Here is an 18,080-nt window from a genome sequence, read left to right as displayed (position 1 = left end):
TATTGCGGGTTTATATTCAAACATAAAAACAATAGTCTTTTGAGGTTTTATTCACCGAGGCCTTTGGATATGAGTTGTAAGTTTTAGATATTACAATATACAGAAGGATTAGCGCCATAATTCGTTTTGAATCTGACAAATAAATTTCTATATTTAAATCTAATAGGTGTAAGTCTTAGTATCATTCTTTAGTGAGGCGGAAATGAATATCTCAAAGACGGTAAACTGAATTGTAAATTCTAATATGTTCTTGAGCTATATTATCCCAGTTGATAATATCTCCGAGGTTCTTATTTAGATTTAATGTTTGTAATTGTTGCAATGCTGATTTTAATTCTGAAACAGAATTGCTGTTTAAAAAGATAGCGTTGTTTAACTTGATAGGATAATGATTTTTTGGTTTTGTGGTAATGACTTTAATTCCTTCTTGGTATAGTGCCAAAAAACTTCCATTTCTAATCGAAACTCCGTTGCTAAAAAGAGCAATTGCAAAATCAGAACAAGCAATATGTTTTCCGACTTCCTCTTTGGGTAGATACTTGACGGTTTTGATTTCATTCTCTAACTTATACTCGTGTATTCGTTTAAGTATTTCGTTTTGATAAGCATCAGATGGGGTTAGTTCTCCAATAATTAGCAGTTTAAAGAATAAACGATGCTCTTTGTTTAGAGTATGCATTGTTTCAATAGTTGTGACTAATTCCTTGTTTGAATTTACAAAACCGAAATATGAAGCTATTAAACCGTTGTAGTTGCCAAATAACTGGCTTCTAAGTCTTAATAGGTCTCCTTCTGCGGCATTTGACTTCGGTATGTTTGAACCAATATAAATAACCTCGGTTTTTTCTCGAGATGTTATTAGTCGAAGACGTTCTAAATCGATCTTAAAAGTGTCTTCTACAACGATCACTTTATGTGAGGCTTTAACGCTCGGCCAACGTCGTATCCTTGACATCAGAGGTCTCTGGCTATACTCGTGAAGTGTATATACAACCTTATATCCTTTTATCCTTAATAAAATGGGTAAAAGATTGATTTCAATAAAACCTTTGTAGCTAATTGTCGGATATTGTATATGAACAATATCGCAATTGATCTCTTTTAAAACCCGGAGAACAGTGATGAAAAATGAAATTCCATACCAGTGCTTTATTACATTGTGTAGAACATAACCTTTATTATTCTCACCATATTTGATATCTGTAATTACATCTATTTTGATACCTGCATTGATGAGATTTGAAATCAGCACATCTGTGTAGTCTCCGACACCGCATTTCGCGGGCGGGACAGCTCCTGTTATTATCGCTACCTTCATTGATTAATATTTTCTGAAGCATAGTTTAATTCCATCGTATAGACCTTTATAGCCTGATTTCAGCGTGTTTTTATTCGCTGAAAAAGGCAACTTTACTGTTAAAAACACAAACATCCTCACTATCATGTAATATAAATATGTTTTTGATCGGAATTTACTGTTGAATAAAAGTATATTTCGAGTATGATAGTAAATGGAAAATGGACTTTTGTATCCTGTTGATACGCTTTCTTTGTGATATAATTTAGAATTTGGGAAATAATGCAAAGGTATTTTAGCTTTGTATGCTCGATACATAAAATCGGTATCATCAAAATATACAAAGTATTCCTCATCCATTATTCCAATCTTATTGAATACCTCTTTAGCTATAACTATAAAACAAGTTGGAGAATAGGCAACAATTTTTTGTGTATCACATTGCCCCAAATCTTCTTCTCTTACGTGATAATGGCGTGTCATTCCTGAACGTTTGGTAAACTCACCTCCCGCACACCATATTTTATTGCTCCCATAATAGTATATTTTTGGAACCGCTAATAGTGCATTTTCCTTAACAACTGAAAGCATTAGGTTCGAAATCGTATCGTCTTCGAGACGAATGTCGTTATTGGACAAAAGGATGTAATCACAGTCATCTTTTAAAGCTGCTTTTATGCCGATATTATTTCCTTTAGCAACCCCGTAATTATAGTCGTTTTCTATAATCACGGTTTTAAATGTTGTCTTTTGTGAAAGATCTTTACTTAAATTCAGGGAATTATCCGGAGATTTATTGTCAACTACGTACAATATAAAGTCTCTGTAGAGTTGCCTCTCTAGCGTCTCAAAGAATTCATCTAAAACAGACTGACTGTTGTATAAAACAGTAACAATTCCAATTTTTTTACTCATTTGTAAAGTCCTTTCTTTTTCATTTCTTCAATCGAGTCCTCATATTTATCCGCTGGAATTGTTTGCTCGGTTACCCACTCCGTAAATGCCGCGATTCCTCTTTCAAAGCTCCACTTGGGAGCGAAGCCGAGTTCTCTTTGTGCCTTGGAAATGTCTGCAAAATTATGGCGAATGTCTCCTAATCTATAATTTCCAGATATAGTCATTGGGACACTAATACCGTAATTCTTACTCAGGGTTTGAGCTACGGTAATTACATCCGTTGAAACACCGGTGCCGACGTTGTAAACCTGACCGTTGGCTTCATCTTTTTCCAATCCAAGCATAGTGGCGTCAGCTACATCTTCAATATATACAAAATCACGGGTTTCTTTGCCATCTTCAAAAATGTTTATCGGATTACCGTTTTTAATACGGGTAGAAAATATGGAAAGAATTCCTGTGTATGGATTTGATAATGATTGTCCGGGTCCATATACATTCTGGTATCTGTAGCCAACAGCAGCTATTCCAAGGGATTTGCAGACAGTTAATACCATTTGTTCCTGATTTTGTTTAGTTATGCCATATACAGAAGTTGGATGAATTTTGCTATCTTCAGTTGTCGGTAATAATTCAACTGTTTGATGACATGATGGACATTTACAGGCGAAGTCTCCTTGTGCCATTTCTTTGTCAAGTCTTTCTGTCGGATATACAATGCCGTGTTTAGGGCAATTGTACTTGCCTTCACCGTAAATTGCACGGGATGAAGCTACAATGACTTTTTTTACATTATGAGTTGTATTGGCCAATAAATCCAATAAGATAGCGGTTCCTCCGATATTTATATCTACATAACGTTGTATTTCGTACATTGATTGTCCTGTTCCTGTCTCTGCGGCTAAGTGTATAACTGCGTCCTGGTTTTCCAGGGCGGACTGCCAGTCAGTTCTTGATGTTACAGTTCCCTTGATAAAATTCACTTTCCCCTTTATTGTTAAATATAATGGTGAATCAATTTCGGGGTTTTCTCCGTGTATCTGTGGTGATAGACTATCCAGAATTGTAACGTTATAACCTTTAGCAATAAGTTTTAGTGCTATATTTGAGCCAATAAATCCGGCTCCACCAGTGATTAATACATTTTTCATACTTCTAAAAAATTTCCTTGTGAGTCTGTCTTTTTCCAACTATTTGTTTCAAAGCTATATCGTTTAATTATTCTTGCTGGAATGCCAGCTAGAACACAATATGCAGGGTATATTTTTCCTAATACGACGCTATTCGCAGCAATTATTGTATGTTTCCCTATTTGAGCATTTGGTAAAATGACAGAATTGTTATATATTTTACAGTCTTCGCCTATAAAAACAAATCCAACGTTTAATTCCTGTTTTTCAGGAGGTGTGTTGATGTCTATATATGGGTGGTCAATGTCAGTAATTGTCACGTTGGCTGCAATTGCAGTGTTTTTTGATATGGTTATTTTATTTGCACAGGTTATATGTGAGTTTTGTTCAATCGTAACATTGTCTTCTATTAAAATGTCAGGTGAATAAGTTTTTGTTAAATAAACTGAGACTCCTTCAATTCGCGCTCCATTTCTTACAGATACTTTGTTCTTGATTCTTATAAAAGAAGGGGTAATTAGGAGAGGGCTCATAATCCTTGTTTTGTATCCAATTTCTCGAAATCGAATTTTGTAAATGGGGTAAATGGTTGCAAAATAAAAGATGCTATCTATTTTGCGATGTATGAAATCTATCAGGTGATTTATTTTATCTTTCATTTGTACTGAGATAATGACATGAATTTTTTTATGTCAATTAAGTAATCAACGTTTTCTTCTATCCATAAATGATCTTTATTCCACCATTCAAATTTAAGTAGAAATTCAATCTCTTTAGGCTCAAATCGATTTCTAATAAATTTAGCAGGCGTACCTCCCACGATAGAATAAGGTTCAATATCTTTTGTTACTACTGAATTTGCTGCTATAATTGCACCATCTCCAATTTTAACGCCATCAGCAATTATTACATTTGCAGCTATCCATACATCATTTCCAATCATAACTTTACGATATGGTTTATGATGGTCTGTTTTTGAGAAATTTTTTAAACAATAATGAGGCCTAGAATAAATTGCAGGATGCGTACTAACAATAGTTTTTGTTGGATGTTTACCAGGTGCTGTTCTGACGTTGGGGCCGATTGAGCAAAACTTTCCTATTACACTTTCTAAAATTACACAATTGTCTGATACATAGGAAAAGTCTCCAATTGTTGAATTCTCAATAATTACATTTTTAGTTGTCCAATTATATTCTCCAAACTTTACATTCGAAAGTTTGGTTTTGTATCCAATTCTTAGATGTTTGTATTTCTTCTGATATCTCACTTTAGTAAATAACCATTTAAAATACTCCCAAATAGGATTCTGTAAATAGCTTCTGTCAAATGGCATTTTTCTTAGATTTAAATACAGGTATTGCGTTAACAATATTTTGAGGTAGGCGATTCAGTATATAACTATAGAAAAAAACTAAAGTGTATATGAACAAGGTAAGGCAGACTAAACCTATTTGGATTTGAAGTGTAAACAGTTGCCCGTTGATGAAATGTTTTGCAGTGAATATTATACACGACATTAAGGTGAATAGTTTTATATTTGTTCCAGATATTATGTAATTCAGACTTGTGTTTTTACTCTTATGAAAATTGATTGTTAAATATACTGTGCCAAATAAGATGGAAAGGAAACCCGCAATTACAATTCCGTATCCGTTATAAAATAAACCGAAACTAATGCCGAGTACTAGGTTGATTGCAGCAATCCAGAATTGTGATTTAATCAATATGTTCAGATTGCCGTCTGCTAGTACAGAGAAATATGCTGGACTACATAACAAGTTGATAAAGATGCTAAACGAGAGTATTGTTACAATATTGCTGAATGCTTTTTCATCGTGTCCAATCCAGATAATAGAGAATACATTACTACCTAAATAGACAGAGCCTATAATAAATAGAGCAATCATAAAAACAGAATAGAAGGTCTTTTTGTAAAAAGCTAACCAATGATCATGATTTTCTTTCCCTTTGTTTATTAAAACAGGGATCAGACTTTGATTTGCATTAACTATGACTCCCCTGACTTGCATAATTAAGCGGTTTGCCATTTCGTAATATCCGGTAAATGCAAGTCCACCGAACTTAGCTAATAGAGCTTTTGTTACAGGTTCATTAAACATACTGAATAGCGATATGACCTGAAACTTCATGCCATAAGAGAAGATCTCTTTGAATATCGGTTTGTTCCAGTTCCATTTAAATGGATTGTATTTAATTGTCCGTATAACAAGTAATAAACAGCCAATCAAGCTGAAAATTGATTGTGCTACCTGGGCCATTGCAACACCTTTTAGTCCAAATCGAGGTGTTAATAAAATTGTTGTTCCAAGAAGGAATAATGCTGAAGCTGAAAAAACCAAACTGCGTATATAGTTTTTTTGAAGCCCATCTAAAACAGAAGAGAAAACACCTGCAACAGCATTGGTTATCAGGCAAATTAGAGAATATGGTAAAATAGATAATGCAATATTTATGTGTTTTTCATTTATTGCCAATTTTAATATAAACCCAGCAAAAGGGTAGATAACCGCTGAAAGAAAGGTAAACAACCCCAGTAAAAAAAGCCCAGATGTAAACACGAGTTTTTTGATCTTTTCAACATCGTTTTCCGTGCTATATAGCGCTACATATCGAACTACAGAGCTTGATATGCCGAAGTTTGCAAGGTTGGCTAATGATGAAGTTGCCAGTACTACAGACCATACGCCAAGCAATTCTATATTTAGTTGAGTTAATAAGTACTTGTATAAAAAAAAGTACACAAGCCCAATTATAATAACCTGACTTGCTGAGCTTATAACATTTAGTTTTACTTTATGATTTTTCAAGTTTGAATTCTTTTGAATTTGTTTTTATTGTACTATAAAGTAGTTGAGAGGTTTGTATTGACGTCCGGTTAGATTGGATATATAAGTGCAGAGCTACTTATTTCCATAATACCCATTCTTACCTTTTCCATATCCATAAGGGTTTGATTTCAGGTTGCAACCTTTCAGGGCAATATACATATTCTTCAGCTTCTTATTCTTTGCAATGTCATTGATTATCTTGATGTTATTCTTGTGTGAATAATTTAGTCGGAATATATAAAGTGTAGCATCTGCAATACGATCAAGCAGGAAGGTGTCAGAAACCAGGCCAACAGGAGCTGTATCTACTACAATATAATCAAAATCTTTACGCAAAATGGCAAACAGGTCATCCAACGACTCTCTGAGCAGCAATTCATTGGGATTGGGAGGTACGGTTCCTGCCGGGAGAATGAATAGATTTTCATGCAAATGGGTTTTTTTGACCAACTTCTCCAGGTTGGTATGATGCCCGGATAGATAGGATGTAATTCCATGTTCGTCTGTCATATTGATATAGCTCGCAAGAGACGGTTTTCGTATATCCAATCCTACCATAATCACCTTTTTACCGGTCAGGGCCAGGGTCATCGCCATATTGATAGAGAAGGTAGATTTGCCTTCTCCCGGTTCGGTAGAGGTAATATTAATGACCTTCTTGTGTTTATCGTTAAGGATAAACTGAAGATTAGTACGCATTAGTCGGTACATTTCGGCAATGGGTTCACGATTACCTGGTCGAACGACAATGGTATCATTGCCATTGTAATCGGGTAGTTCTCCAAGTATCGTAACATCGGTCATGCGTTCCAGCTGTGATTTCTCAGAGAGTCGTACATTGAGGATCTCTTTCGGGATAATGACAAAAACCGGGAGTATCAACCCTGCAATCAATGCAATTACAAGGAAAAATGAAGCACCTTTGGAGGCGGGTTTGTCATCCGGAATGGGCGACTCAATAATTCGTGCTGCCGGTACAGAAATCGCGAGAGTTAAACTGTTCTCTTCCCGTTTTTGCAACAGGTAGGTATAGAGGGCGGCCTTAATTTCCTGCTGTCGTTTGATTTCCAGGAATTCACGTTCCTGACGAGGGACAGATTTTATACGTGAAGAGACCGTTGAACCCTGTTGTTCCAGATTTTGCTTTGCTATCAATAGTCCTTTGCGCGAACTTTCGATGCTGGCGAAAATAGCAGTACGCATGGAGCGGATTTGTCTGTCAAGATCCACGATTACCGGGTTGTCAGCTGCTGTGGTACGTATCAAGCGTTCCCGTTGGAAGAGTATTTTGTTGTACTCATTGAGGACATTCAACAGAGCCTCGTCTTTGAGCCCGATATTGGGGACAATTCCAAATTTGTTTTCTTCTTTTCGGATGTATTGATCCACAAATTGCACCAGATTGAGTTGTGTCTCGTTGTCTAAGCGTAGTTTGTCGTAGTCTCCCGTTTGCTCAATATAGAGCTTTGACTCTTGCTGGATATCGGTTAGCTTATTCGCCTGTTTGTAGTTTTCTACCTGCTTTTCAACATCGGTGAGTTCACCGGTAATCAGTCCCAGGCGCTCGTTGATGAACTTAATGGAATTGTAGGCGGTTTTGTTTTTTTCTTCAATGGAGGCTTCATTATAGAAGTGGATCAGTGAGGCAATAATGTCTTGTCCTTTCCTTATATCTTTTGTCGTGGCAGAAAGCGTAATAACATTGGCTTTCTTGTTTTTAAGCTCTACGGACAGGCTGTTTTGTAATGCGGAGGCAGCTGTAAACGGACTTAGTAATGTTACTTTATAGTTGCCTTCTGACAGTTGTTTGCTGGCTGTAAGGCGGATTATACCCATAGGGGTGGATATTGCGGCAGGCAGGGATGTAAATGTTTTTTCAAACTTTACAGAACTAAAGGTTCCCTTTTTCATCTGCCCTTCTACTGATATTTTCCCGTTGTTACATTTTATATTCATAATAACCGGAGCCGCCAGTGTGTCCTGATTTTCGGGGAGCATAGATACGCAAATAGGACTATTTTGATAAAGTTCGAGCTCTTTCAGCCCTTTATTCCTGAAATATGTAGTATGCAACTTCAGTTGGTTTACCACCTTTGTGAGTAATAACTTGCTGTTGATTACCTCAATCTCATCAAGTACATTGTCTTTCATTCCCAATAGGCTGGAGTTGTCAAGTACATCCATCTGGTTTTGCATAGGATTAGAGTCTTCTTTACTTTTAATCAGGATGGAGGCATAGACATTAAAGGTTGGAGTCTGTTTCATAGCATAGAAAACACCTGCCGCCAGGCAAATCAACACAGAAACAGCAAACCATTTCCAATATCTGCCAATGTGGTGTATGATATCGTGGATGCTTAAATTGCTATCTTCTTCTTGCTCTTTTATTTCTCTTGGGTAATGTAATTCCATCTTTGTTTAAGTAGTGTGTCGTGAGTCTTGGATCATCAGTCGAAAGAGGATGTTTCTTTGCTGACACTTACTCTCTTTGTCATGATGTTTCTTGTGCAATATTATTTAACTAATACGGTAACCAGCAAGCTGGTCAGTGAAATCAAAGTACCCACAATCGAGATAGTCAATGTCTCGGCTGATCCGATATCCGCTCCACGAGCCCTTGATTTATTGGGTTGGATGTATATAATGTCATTCTGGTGTAAGAAAAAGTAAGGGGACAATACCAGATTCTTATCGGTCAGGTCAAGTCGGATAATTTCTTTTTCACCGGAGAGGTTTTCACGCATCAGCAATACGTTGTCTCGACGTCCGTATATGGTCATATCCCCACCCAATGCCAATGCCTCCAGTATATTGATTTTTTCGTTAGCAACACCATAGGTCCCAGGTCTGGATATTTCCCCTAATAAGGATACCTTATAATTAGTGAATCGTACGGTAATAATCGGTTCTTCCTTAATGTATTTGGGGTAGATTTTTGATTTGATCAGGTCTTGTACCTCTTGTTTGCTCATGCCTCCAATATTTAAGCGCCCCAAAATAGGGAAGTCTATATTTCCTTCCTGGTCCACCAGGTAGGTTTGCATACCCATTGTTTGGTTGATTCCACCGGCACTGTTTTCTAACCGGGATGTAGGAATTAATGGTAAATTAAATGGTATCGCGGCTTCAGGAGTGGTGGAGTTCACTGTTATAGATAACAGGTCGCTGGGCATAATTTTTTGGATGTATTGCTTATTGAGTTTATTCAACTCTTCTTTGGGTATAGATTCAGCTCCCTGGAGATAGGGGACTTTCTTATAGGATGTACAGGATGTAAATAATAAAATAAAGAGTGTAAGTGATAACAACGATATCTTGTTCATAAACTTTATATTTGATACAAATCAAACAGAATTTCAGTTTAAACTCTGTCTGGGTTAACGTGATTTTTAGTCAAATCCGGTGTAAAGATAAAGATATTTTAGCGGAACAATGTGGATAATCTGGCTAAATAACTCTCCTTTTTGTTTATTCTGGTCTGAAGTGCTTGTATTTGAATGAGATATGTTTTAAAGGTATTATAAACGCATCCATTATTCAACGATAAATAGTGGTTTTTATTTTATCCGGGAGGTCACTGACCGGCAGATATAAGGTCAGTGTGTTGAAAGCAACTTCTCAAACCCTTTCGTATATTTCACCTGCATATTCCCGTTTTTGTCGGCATAGATAAAATAGCCTATTAATTGGGGGCGTTTTCTGATCAGTTCGAGGCTTTCTTCCAGTCCGATCACCATGCAAGCGGTAGAGTAGGCGTCAGCTTCGATGCAGGTGGGGGCAACGATGGTAGCGCTAAGCAGGTTGTGCTGGACGGGATACCCGGTTTTCGGGTCAATGGTATGCGCATATTTCTTTCCGTCTTTGTAATAGAAATTACGATAGTTGCCGCTGGTGGAGATTGCTCCCCGGGTCATCTGTACTTTTGCTTCGAGGTCAATCGTTGTTGGAGCCTGATTGTCGATGGGTTTGTCTATGCCAATGGACCAGGCTTTGCCTTCCGCATTTACCCCTTTGAGCATCACTTCACCGCCAATTTCCACCATGTAGTTGCTGACACCCTTTTGCTCCAGAAGAGCTGCGATGACATCGCTGGCATAACCGTCAGAGAGGGAGGCCAGATCCAGCGTGATGCGGGGATCGTCTTTCTCAATCCTGTTGTTCGCCAATCGGACTTTCTTGTATCCAATCAATTTCTTCAGACTGTCTATTTTTTGCTGTGTGACTACCTGGTTCTTTTTAAACCCAAATCCCCAGAGGTTGACCAGAGGGGCTACGGTGGGGTCGTAAGCACCGTCGGTGGCTTCGGCTACAACCATGGCTTCCTTGTACGCGGTCAGAAAGAACTTATCGGGGACGACATCCGGATCGTTATTGTTTATCCGGGAAATGATAGAGTTGGGTTTATAGGACGAGAGCGAATTGTTGAATATCTGTAGCGTAGAATCTATTTCGCGCTTCACATCTTTCCCGTATTGGTATTTGATGTGATAGGTTGTTCCAAATATGGGGCCTTCGTTAAACTGATAAGGAACAGGTGCAGTGGTTTGTTTTCTGTTAAGAAGAAAAACCACTATCAAAATGGCCAGCAAAGTGGTGATGATAATTGCTTTTTTATTCATTTCGTTTCAGTTCAAAGGGTTGCAGGTTCATCCTGATGGTCAGGGCACGAAAATAGTCAAAATATTTGTCGCAGAGATTGCCTTAAGAGTTAAAGGGTGATATAATAACACAACTCAATTTAAGCCATGAGTCGGGGGCTGTGAAGTTATAGAAAAGGTGTTTAACTCAAGATTCAAAGGTACAGAGCACAGTGATCTGTACCTTTGAGTATCCGGATATTCACCTAACCCATTTTTCGAATTACATATTACGGTGTGCTGCACCTAATGCTGAGTGGCATTGTCCATATGTCTACAAACCCTCGGTTCTATTTGGGGTTCTGTAATGTTTCGGGTGGAAATAAGAAATATACCAGAAATAAATTTTCTGAGCAGGCAAAATTCCTTCAATTTTCGTCCTTCCCTCACCCCCTCAGTCCCTCATTCCCTCATTCCCTCATTCCCTTTATGAGGTATCCAGACCGATGCTAATACCGCAATCACTAACGTAGAGATGATCACCACAAAAGAAAACCACTGTCGCTTTTCAATCCATTGAGCAACGAGTGTGAAATCAAATAGCAGCATTTTTACCCCGATAAAAGACAGGATAAAGAATACTGCTGTTTTTATATAGCGAAATTTGGTGATAATGCTTTTTATCATGAAAAAAAGGCAGGTAAGTCCCATAACGGCAAAGGCATTGGAAGAAATGGCCAGGAAATTATTCTGGCTTTGGGTAAGGATGTTGGCGGAACCTTCGCGAATAACCCCAATAATAGCCGGAATAGAATCGGTGGCAAACATGACATCGGTGCTGCCTATCACTAAGAGTGCCAGGAAGGGGTAGCCTAAGTGAAACTGCCCATCCTTCCGGGAGAAGAAATGTCGCGTGTGCACATCTACCGGGACGACTTTGGAAGCTATCCGGCAGACGATGTTGTGAGCAGGGTCTTTGGGTGTATTGTCTTCCTTTTCATAAAGCATCTTCACGGCGGTATAAATCAGGATTCCTCCGAAAATATAGAACATCCAGTGGAAGCGGTTTACAAGCTCCATGCCTACCACGATAAACAGTATTCGCAGCGCGATAGAGATAAGGATGCCTAGCTTGAGTAGCTTGACCTGGCGGTCTTCAGCTACGTGCATTGAGGAGAAGATAAGGATAAAGACAAACAGATTGTCCACCGATAGTGAATATTCGGTGATGTATCCGGAGATAAATTTCAGGCTCATGAGCTGGGCGGTGGGGTAGGTGCTGCCCGGGTTTTGCGGATAGAAAAAGTAGATTGACGCGCAATAGAGCAGGGCAGAGCTAATCCAGAACAGAGTCCATCCCACCGCCTTTTTGAATGTGATATGAAAATGCTTTTTACCGGTTATGCGGAAATCGATGGTGAAACCGAGGATAAAAATCAACCAGAAAGAGAGGGTGAATATGAGCTCTGAGTTCATGGCGTAAGGTGTTGGGAGGATCTTGTTTCAGGGTTAAAACAAACGGGGTGGGGGATGGTTTGATTGGGGAGTCTGTCAAGTCTATTTGCCCCGATGCAAATTCAAGCTCCCCCAAAGTCAATTAAAGGCGCCCCAATGTAAAATAAATCAACTCCGGAGCAAATTATAGCAGCACCAACGCAAAATAAAGAAACCTCGGGGTAACATAAAGCGGCTCAGACGCAAATTATAGAGACCGCGAAGCAAAATAAAGTAGTTCTGATGCGAATTAAAGCTTCACCGAAGCAAAATATATAGATGATGGTGAGATTTACAGGGGTGAAAAGACAAAATAGAGGCCATTAAAGAGCAAATCAAGAGGCTCTGTAATATCAACAATTGGGTATATATCAGCAAATGGACCAACATGAGGTCCATTTGTTGATATTCTAATAAATATGTAGCTTCCAGATTGTGTTTCAGCCTTTTTTCTCTTCAATCTTATTTTTGACAATAGAGGCAATGATAGAAATGAAAATGGTTGTAACAATTACAGCGAAAGAGATCCAGTGGTTTTCTTCGAATATCGCTTTGAAGAATGCGGCATCGGCAACCAACATTTTGAATCCGATAAAGGCCAGGATGACAGCTACCCCCACCTTTAGATAGTGGAATGAATTCATCACACTCTTTAGTGCAAAATATAGGGAGGCCAATCCCATCACGGCAAACATATTGGAAGAAATCGCAATAAAGTTTTCCTGACTGCTGGTCAATATCCCCTGGGCGCCTTCGCGGATAATACCGATGATGGCAGGGATGGAGTCGACTGCAAACAATACGTCGGAGGATGCAATCACGAGCAGTGCCAGAAACAGGTAACTCACGGTGATTTTGCCCTCTTTGAAGAGAATCAGTTTGTCGGAATGAGCATCTATCGGAAAGATCTTAGAGGCCCATTTGTACATCATATTCTTTTCTGGGTGAACCTCTTCCAGTTCCTCCTTTTTGACCAGCATCTTAATAGCGGTAAATACAAGGATACCTCCGAATACATAGAACAACCATTCAAACTGGTGTACCAGGCTCATACCGGCAAGGATAAAGATGATTCTCAGTATAATGGAAAGAAGGATTCCGAGTTTTAGTAGTTTGGCTTGTTTCTCTTCACGGATGCCCATGGAAGAGAAAATTACGATAAACACAAAGAGGTTGTCCACCGAAAGCGATTTTTCCATGAGGAACCCTGACAAGAATTTTAGTCCCATGGTGTGCGCTGTGGAAACGGTCGTTTCCGGATTTTGCGGATAATAAAGATAGATAAATGCATCGTAAGCAAAGGCAATCGCAATCCAGAAAAGTGTCCAGCCGATGGCTTTTTTTACACTCATCGTTCGGTCTTTGGTACCGGTAAATCGAAAATCAATAACAAATGCAATCAGGAAAATAATCCAGAATGCGTAAGTAAACACCTGATGTAAATCCATTTTTTTAATTCAAAGTTTATGTGGTCATTGGGAATTGTCTTACAAAGAAAAACGATTTTCCCGAAATAACATGGGGCAATAGGAGCGAGTCGGTAATAAAAACTGTTTTAGGACAGAAAAAAATCCCTGAAAACAGAATTTGTACAGTGAATATTATAGCGGTTCCAATATTTTGGTCTATATTTGCGACAAATTAAAAGAATATGTACGCAACAACATTTCATCACGGTCATCACCATTTCCAGCAGTAATACTCGGTGGGCTGTTTTGTCATGTATGTTTACAAACGATATTTATGCAAAGGCTTGCCGTTTCCGGTGAGCCTTTTTTATTATTTCCAATCACTCTCTATAACCCCTAAATCCCCTGAAGGGGACTTTGCAGCAGTGAAAATACCAGTTTTTCTGCGTTTAGAGAAGCAGTGGTGTGTGATAATCTTAATGTTTTGCACTCTCTTCAAGTCCCCTTCAGGGGATTTAGGGGTAGGAGAAATAATACCTCCGGGTAGTTGACAAATGATATAAACGAATAACAATAACTATACAAACAACAAAGCTATGTTACGAATCGCAGTGCAGGCTAAAGGCCGTCTTTACGAAGAAACTATGGAGTTGATGAAAGAAGCAGGCATCAAACTCTCGAATGCTAAACGTACCCTTCTGATTCCTTCAAAGAATTTCCCTATCGAAGTACTTTTCCTTCGTGATGACGATATTCCACAGTCAGTGGCATCGGGTGTTGCCGATGTAGGTATCGTGGGCGAAAACGAATTTGTGGAAAAAGAAGAAGATGCACAAATCGTAAAACGCCTCGGTTTCAGCAAATGCCGTATTTCCCTGGCTATTCCTAAAGATGTGGATTATCAGGGGGTAAACTGGTTCAATGGTAAAAAAATTGCAACCTCTTATCCGGTAATTCTGCAAAACTTCCTGAATGCAAACAATATCAAAGCGGATATTCATGTGATTACCGGTTCGGTGGAAATCGCTCCGGGTATCGGTTTGTCAGATGCAATTTTTGATATCGTTAGCTCCGGAAGCACATTGGTAAGCAATCACCTGAAAGAGGTGGAGATTGTAATGCAATCTGAAGCTGTTCTGATTGGCCACAACGCATTGTCAGAAGAGAAGAAAGAGATTCTGGATGAACTGATGTTCCGTTTCGACTCTGTACAGAAAGCAGAAGGCAAAAAATACATCCTGCTTAACGCTCCTAACGAAAACCTGAAAGAGATTATCAATACTCTTCCGGGAATGAAAAGCCCTACCATTATGCCATTGGCAGAAGAGGGTTGGAGCTCTGTTCATTCGGTAATCGACGACAAACAATTCTGGGATGTAATCAACAAGATTAAAGGTCTTGGAGCTCAGGGTATTTTGGTCGTGCCGATTGAGAAGATGATTCTTTAATTTGCAAATTTGAGGATTCGCAAATTAGCAAATGACTGAAGCTAATTTGCGAATTGAAATTCTTTGACTTATGGAAAATAAAGGGAATGTGATTCTTAATTTGAGCCTTGATTTTGCATTGGATATTATCCAATATGCTGAGCTTTTGGAAGAAAATGGAAGTTCGTCATTGCTAAACAGGTATTAAAGAGTGGAACATCTATCGGAGCCAATGTCAGAGAAGCTCAAAATGCAGAAAGCAAAATTGATTTTATTCATAAAATGAAGATAGCAGCGAAAGAAGCCGATGAGACGGATTTCTGGTTGGTGTTATGCAACCGTTCTAAACAATATCCGGATTGTATTGAGCTTCAAGAGAAAAATGCAGTTATAATTCGGATACTGAATAAAATCATTGGTTCATCAAAATCGAATAATAAATAATGCGATTCAGCAATTAGGGGTGTATTCATTTGCTAATTTGCTAATTTGCTAATTTGCTAATTATGAAAATCGTCAAATATCCAACCCAAAGCGAATGGGCAGCATTACTTGCCCGTCCGGCAATGGACACGACATCGTTATTTGGTACCGTTCAAGGGGTACTTAACGATATTCGTTCACGCGGAGATGAAGCCGTGAAGGAGTACGAGCTGAAGTTCGATAAGGTAGAACTGACCTCTTTGCAGGTTACAGCCGATGAAATAGCAGAAGCGGAAACGATGGTTTCTTCTGAGCTCAAATCGGCTATCCTGACTGCGATGAAGAATATCGAGACTTTCCATGCTTCACAACGTTTTGAAGGCAAGCTGGTGGTGACCATGAACGGTGTAACCTGTTGGCAGAAAGCTGTGGCTATTGAGAAAGTCGGTCTCTATGTACCGGGCGGTACAGCTCCGCTATTCTCTACGGTGCTCATGCTGGCAGTCCCGGCACGCATCGCGGGCTGTAGCGAGATTGTACTTTGTACGCCTCCTAACCGCGAAGGAAAGATTCACCCGGCGATTCTGTTTGCTGCGAAATCAGCAGGAGTGAGCAAGGTCTTTAAAATCGGTGGTATCCAGGCTATCGGTTCAATGGCTTACGGCACGGAAAGTGTGCCTAAAACTTATAAGATATTTGGTCCGGGTAATCAATATGTGACAGCAGCTAAGCAATTGGTCAGCCTCAAAGATGTGGCGATTGACATGCCTGCCGGTCCTTCAGAAGTACAGGTGATTGCCGATGCTACTGCAAATCCGGCATTTGTAGCGTCTGATTTCTTGTCTCAGGCTGAGCACGGAGCTGACAGCCAGTCTATTCTGGTGACTTGCGACGAATCAGTAGTTGAACCGGTGTTGGCAGAGATTGAAGCTCAGTTGTCCGTTCTTCCCCGTCGTGAACTGGCTGAAAAGTCATTGAACCATAGCAAAATTATCGTGGTAAAAGATTGGGATGAGGTAGTGCGTCTGACAAACCAATACGCACCGGAGCACCTGATTATCGAAACCGAAAACTACCGTGAGCTTTCAGGGCAAATCATCAATGCCGGTTCGGTATTTATGGGGCATTACACGCCTGAAAGTGCAGGTGATTATGCGTCAGGAACCAATCATACCTTGCCTACAAACGGTTATGCTACAGCCTATAGCGGTGTGAATCTGGATAGTTTTATCAAGAAAATTACATTCCAGGAGATTACAGCCGAAGGGTTGAAGCAGCTCGGGCCTGTTATCGAAACGATGGCTGCTGCCGAGTTGCTGGATGCGCATAAGAATGCGGTAACGGTTCGCTTGAAAACGCTATAATCAGAGTGAGAATAATTTTGTAGAAATATAAATTTAGAGAGTTAGATGTTTGTTGAGTTTGTAGTTCTCCTATAACTCCTTCTAACTCCCTCTAACTCCTAAAAGAAATGAATTTACAAGAACTTGTTCGTCCAAACATCTGGAGTCTGAAGCCTTACTCATCAGCGCGTGATGAATTTAAAGGAGAGGCTTCTGTTTACCTCGATGCGAACGAAAATCCCTATAACGCGCCCTATAACCGCTACCCGGATCCTTTGCAATGGGTGGTAAAAGAGCAAATTGAAAAGGTGAAAGGTGTGTCACGCGAGAATATCCTGTTGGGTAATGGCAGCGATGAGCCGATTGATTTGGTCTTCCGTGCATTCTGCGAGCCCGGAGTGGAAAACGTGGTCGCTATTGATCCGACTTACGGCATGTATCAGGTTTGCGCCGATATCAATAATATCGAATACCGGAAAGTCCGCCTGACCGAAGACTTCCAACTCGATGTGGATGCTTTGATGAAAGCTGTGGATGCCAAAACCAAAATAATTTTCCTTTGTTCTCCCAACAATCCGACCGGAAATGCTTTTCCAAAAGAAGAAATCATCCGTGTTTTGAACGGATTCGGCGGTATCGTTATCGTGGATGAAGCCTACATCGATTTCTCAGATAAAGGTACTTTCCTTTCTGATCTGGATAATTTCCCGAACCTGATTGTGTTGCAGACATTCTCTAAAGCATGGGGAAGTGCAGCTATCCGTCTGGGAATGGCATTTGCCAGCAAAGAAATCATCTCGGTACTCAATAAGATTAAATATCCTTACAACGTCAATCAACTGACTCAGGAGCAGGCGCTGAAAGTATTGGCTAATGCTGATCAGGTGAAGGACTGGGTGAATGTTTTGCTCAACGAGCGTCAGAATCTGGTGGAACAGTTGAATCAGTTACCTTACGTGCAGAAGATTTATCCAACAGATGCCAACTTCGTTTTGGTGAAAGTAGGAGATGCCAACGGTATTTACAATAAGTTGGTAGAGCAGGGAATCATCGTGCGCAACCGTCATTCGGTAACGCTTTGTGAAGGCTGTCTGCGTATCACGGTAGGAACTCCGGAGGAGAACAAGACTCTGCTGGATGCGATGAAAGCTATTTAACCGTACCTGGTTAAGAACTTAAAGAAAATATCAGTGTCAATCTGTTGCAACTGAGTTGTCAGTATGCACATATT

General features: G+C 39.5%; 15 protein-coding genes. 4 read left to right on the top strand and 11 right to left on the bottom strand.

Annotated elements, in window-relative coordinates; translation table 11 throughout:
- Window positions 1-211: 211 nt before the first annotated feature.
- The 11 genes from MLE17_RS01990 to MLE17_RS01940 all read right to left on the bottom strand — a co-directional run bounded on the left by MLE17_RS01990 (window position 212) and on the right by MLE17_RS01940 (window position 13,695).
- Window positions 212-1,318 (bottom strand): glycosyltransferase, encoded by a 1,107-nt coding sequence (locus tag MLE17_RS01990; RefSeq protein ID WP_243346200.1) that lies wholly within the window; start codon window positions 1,316-1,318, stop codon window positions 212-214.
- 3 nt (window positions 1,319-1,321) lie between these two features.
- Window positions 1,322-2,212, bottom strand: a complete 891-nt coding sequence (locus MLE17_RS01985) for a glycosyltransferase family 2 protein (RefSeq protein ID WP_243346198.1) — start codon at window positions 2,210-2,212, stop codon at window positions 1,322-1,324.
- Window positions 2,209-3,345, bottom strand: a complete 1,137-nt coding sequence (locus MLE17_RS01980) for an NAD-dependent epimerase/dehydratase family protein (RefSeq protein ID WP_243346188.1) — start codon at window positions 3,343-3,345, stop codon at window positions 2,209-2,211. The genes MLE17_RS01985 and MLE17_RS01980 overlap by 4 nt, the downstream gene beginning before the upstream one ends.
- Window positions 3,342-3,983: an acyltransferase gene (locus MLE17_RS01975; RefSeq protein ID WP_243346186.1), complete on the bottom strand. Its 642-nt coding sequence runs from the start codon at window positions 3,981-3,983 to the stop codon at window positions 3,342-3,344. Before MLE17_RS01975 ends, MLE17_RS01980 begins: the two co-directional genes overlap by 4 nt.
- Entirely contained in the window at window positions 3,980-4,660 is a 681-nt protein-coding gene (locus MLE17_RS01970) for a CatB-related O-acetyltransferase (RefSeq protein WP_243346185.1), read from the bottom strand. The genes MLE17_RS01975 and MLE17_RS01970 overlap by 4 nt, the downstream gene beginning before the upstream one ends.
- The gene (locus MLE17_RS01965) at window positions 4,650-6,155 is read right to left on the bottom strand and encodes an oligosaccharide flippase family protein (protein ID WP_243346182.1); all 1,506 of its coding nucleotides are present in this window, start codon (window positions 6,153-6,155) and stop codon (window positions 4,650-4,652) included. The genes MLE17_RS01970 and MLE17_RS01965 overlap by 11 nt, the downstream gene beginning before the upstream one ends.
- Window positions 6,156-6,248: 93 nt before the next feature.
- Complete coding sequence (locus MLE17_RS01960) at window positions 6,249-8,588, bottom strand: GumC family protein (RefSeq protein WP_243346179.1); 2,340 nt, start codon at window positions 8,586-8,588, stop codon at window positions 6,249-6,251.
- Between the two features lie 101 nt (window positions 8,589-8,689).
- A complete protein-coding gene (locus tag MLE17_RS01955) occupies window positions 8,690-9,499 on the bottom strand; it encodes a polysaccharide biosynthesis/export family protein (RefSeq protein WP_243346176.1) in 810 nt (269 codons plus the stop codon).
- Between the two features lie 273 nt (window positions 9,500-9,772).
- Window positions 9,773-10,795 (bottom strand): FAD:protein FMN transferase, encoded by a 1,023-nt coding sequence (locus MLE17_RS01950; RefSeq protein WP_243346175.1) that lies wholly within the window; start codon window positions 10,793-10,795, stop codon window positions 9,773-9,775.
- A gap of 420 nt (window positions 10,796-11,215) precedes the next feature.
- Window positions 11,216-12,229: a TerC/Alx family metal homeostasis membrane protein gene (locus MLE17_RS01945; RefSeq protein WP_243346172.1), complete on the bottom strand. Its 1,014-nt coding sequence runs from the start codon at window positions 12,227-12,229 to the stop codon at window positions 11,216-11,218.
- A 458-nt stretch (window positions 12,230-12,687) separates the two neighbouring features.
- Complete coding sequence (locus MLE17_RS01940; RefSeq protein WP_243346139.1) at window positions 12,688-13,695, bottom strand: TerC/Alx family metal homeostasis membrane protein; 1,008 nt, start codon at window positions 13,693-13,695, stop codon at window positions 12,688-12,690.
- 557 nt (window positions 13,696-14,252) lie between these two features.
- Between MLE17_RS01940 and hisG the strand changes: the two genes are divergently transcribed.
- The 4 genes from hisG to hisC all read left to right on the top strand — a co-directional run bounded on the left by hisG (window position 14,253) and on the right by hisC (window position 18,006).
- Entirely contained in the window at window positions 14,253-15,104 is an 852-nt protein-coding gene (gene hisG / locus MLE17_RS01935) for an ATP phosphoribosyltransferase (protein WP_243346114.1), read from the top strand.
- A 168-nt stretch (window positions 15,105-15,272) separates the two neighbouring features.
- Complete coding sequence (locus MLE17_RS01930) at window positions 15,273-15,527, top strand: four helix bundle protein (protein ID WP_317236621.1); 255 nt, start codon at window positions 15,273-15,275, stop codon at window positions 15,525-15,527.
- 62 nt (window positions 15,528-15,589) lie between these two features.
- Window positions 15,590-16,870, top strand: coding sequence for a histidinol dehydrogenase (hisD, locus tag MLE17_RS01925; protein WP_243346112.1), 1,281 nt, complete (start codon window positions 15,590-15,592; stop codon window positions 16,868-16,870).
- 107 nt (window positions 16,871-16,977) lie between these two features.
- Complete coding sequence (gene hisC / locus MLE17_RS01920; protein WP_243346104.1) at window positions 16,978-18,006, top strand: histidinol-phosphate transaminase; 1,029 nt, start codon at window positions 16,978-16,980, stop codon at window positions 18,004-18,006.
- The last annotated feature ends 74 nt before the right edge of the window (window positions 18,007-18,080 follow it).

This window comes from Parabacteroides sp. FAFU027, from assembly GCF_022808675.1.
Lineage (GTDB): Bacteria > Bacteroidota > Bacteroidia > Bacteroidales > UBA7332 > CAXXIC01.
This window is presented reverse-complemented; position numbering and strand designations above follow the sequence as displayed.

Excerpts from the sequence above, each read along its gene's own strand:
- MLE17_RS01990 (WP_243346200.1), bottom strand. The coding sequence starts at position 1,318 with ATGAAGGTAGCGATAATAACAGGAGCTGTCCCGCCCGCGAAATGCGGT.
- MLE17_RS01985 (WP_243346198.1), bottom strand. The coding sequence starts at position 2,212 with ATGAGTAAAAAAATTGGAATTGTTACTGTTTTATACAACAGTCAGTCT.
- MLE17_RS01980 (WP_243346188.1), bottom strand. The coding sequence starts at position 3,345 with ATGAAAAATGTATTAATCACTGGTGGAGCCGGATTTATTGGCTCAAAT.
- MLE17_RS01975 (WP_243346186.1), bottom strand. The coding sequence starts at position 3,983 with ATGAAAGATAAAATAAATCACCTGATAGATTTCATACATCGCAAAATA.
- MLE17_RS01970 (WP_243346185.1), bottom strand. The coding sequence starts at position 4,660 with ATGCCATTTGACAGAAGCTATTTACAGAATCCTATTTGGGAGTATTTT.
- MLE17_RS01960 (WP_243346179.1), bottom strand. The coding sequence starts at position 8,588 with ATGGAATTACATTACCCAAGAGAAATAAAAGAGCAAGAAGAAGATAGC.
- MLE17_RS01955 (WP_243346176.1), bottom strand. The coding sequence starts at position 9,499 with ATGAACAAGATATCGTTGTTATCACTTACACTCTTTATTTTATTATTT.
- MLE17_RS01950 (WP_243346175.1), bottom strand. The coding sequence starts at position 10,795 with ATGAATAAAAAAGCAATTATCATCACCACTTTGCTGGCCATTTTGATA.
- MLE17_RS01945 (WP_243346172.1), bottom strand. The coding sequence starts at position 12,229 with ATGAACTCAGAGCTCATATTCACCCTCTCTTTCTGGTTGATTTTTATC.
- MLE17_RS01940 (WP_243346139.1), bottom strand. The coding sequence starts at position 13,695 with ATGGATTTACATCAGGTGTTTACTTACGCATTCTGGATTATTTTCCTG.
- hisG (WP_243346114.1), top strand. The coding sequence starts at position 14,253 with ATGTTACGAATCGCAGTGCAGGCTAAAGGCCGTCTTTACGAAGAAACT.
- hisD (WP_243346112.1), top strand. The coding sequence starts at position 15,590 with ATGAAAATCGTCAAATATCCAACCCAAAGCGAATGGGCAGCATTACTT.
- hisC (WP_243346104.1), top strand. The coding sequence starts at position 16,978 with ATGAATTTACAAGAACTTGTTCGTCCAAACATCTGGAGTCTGAAGCCT.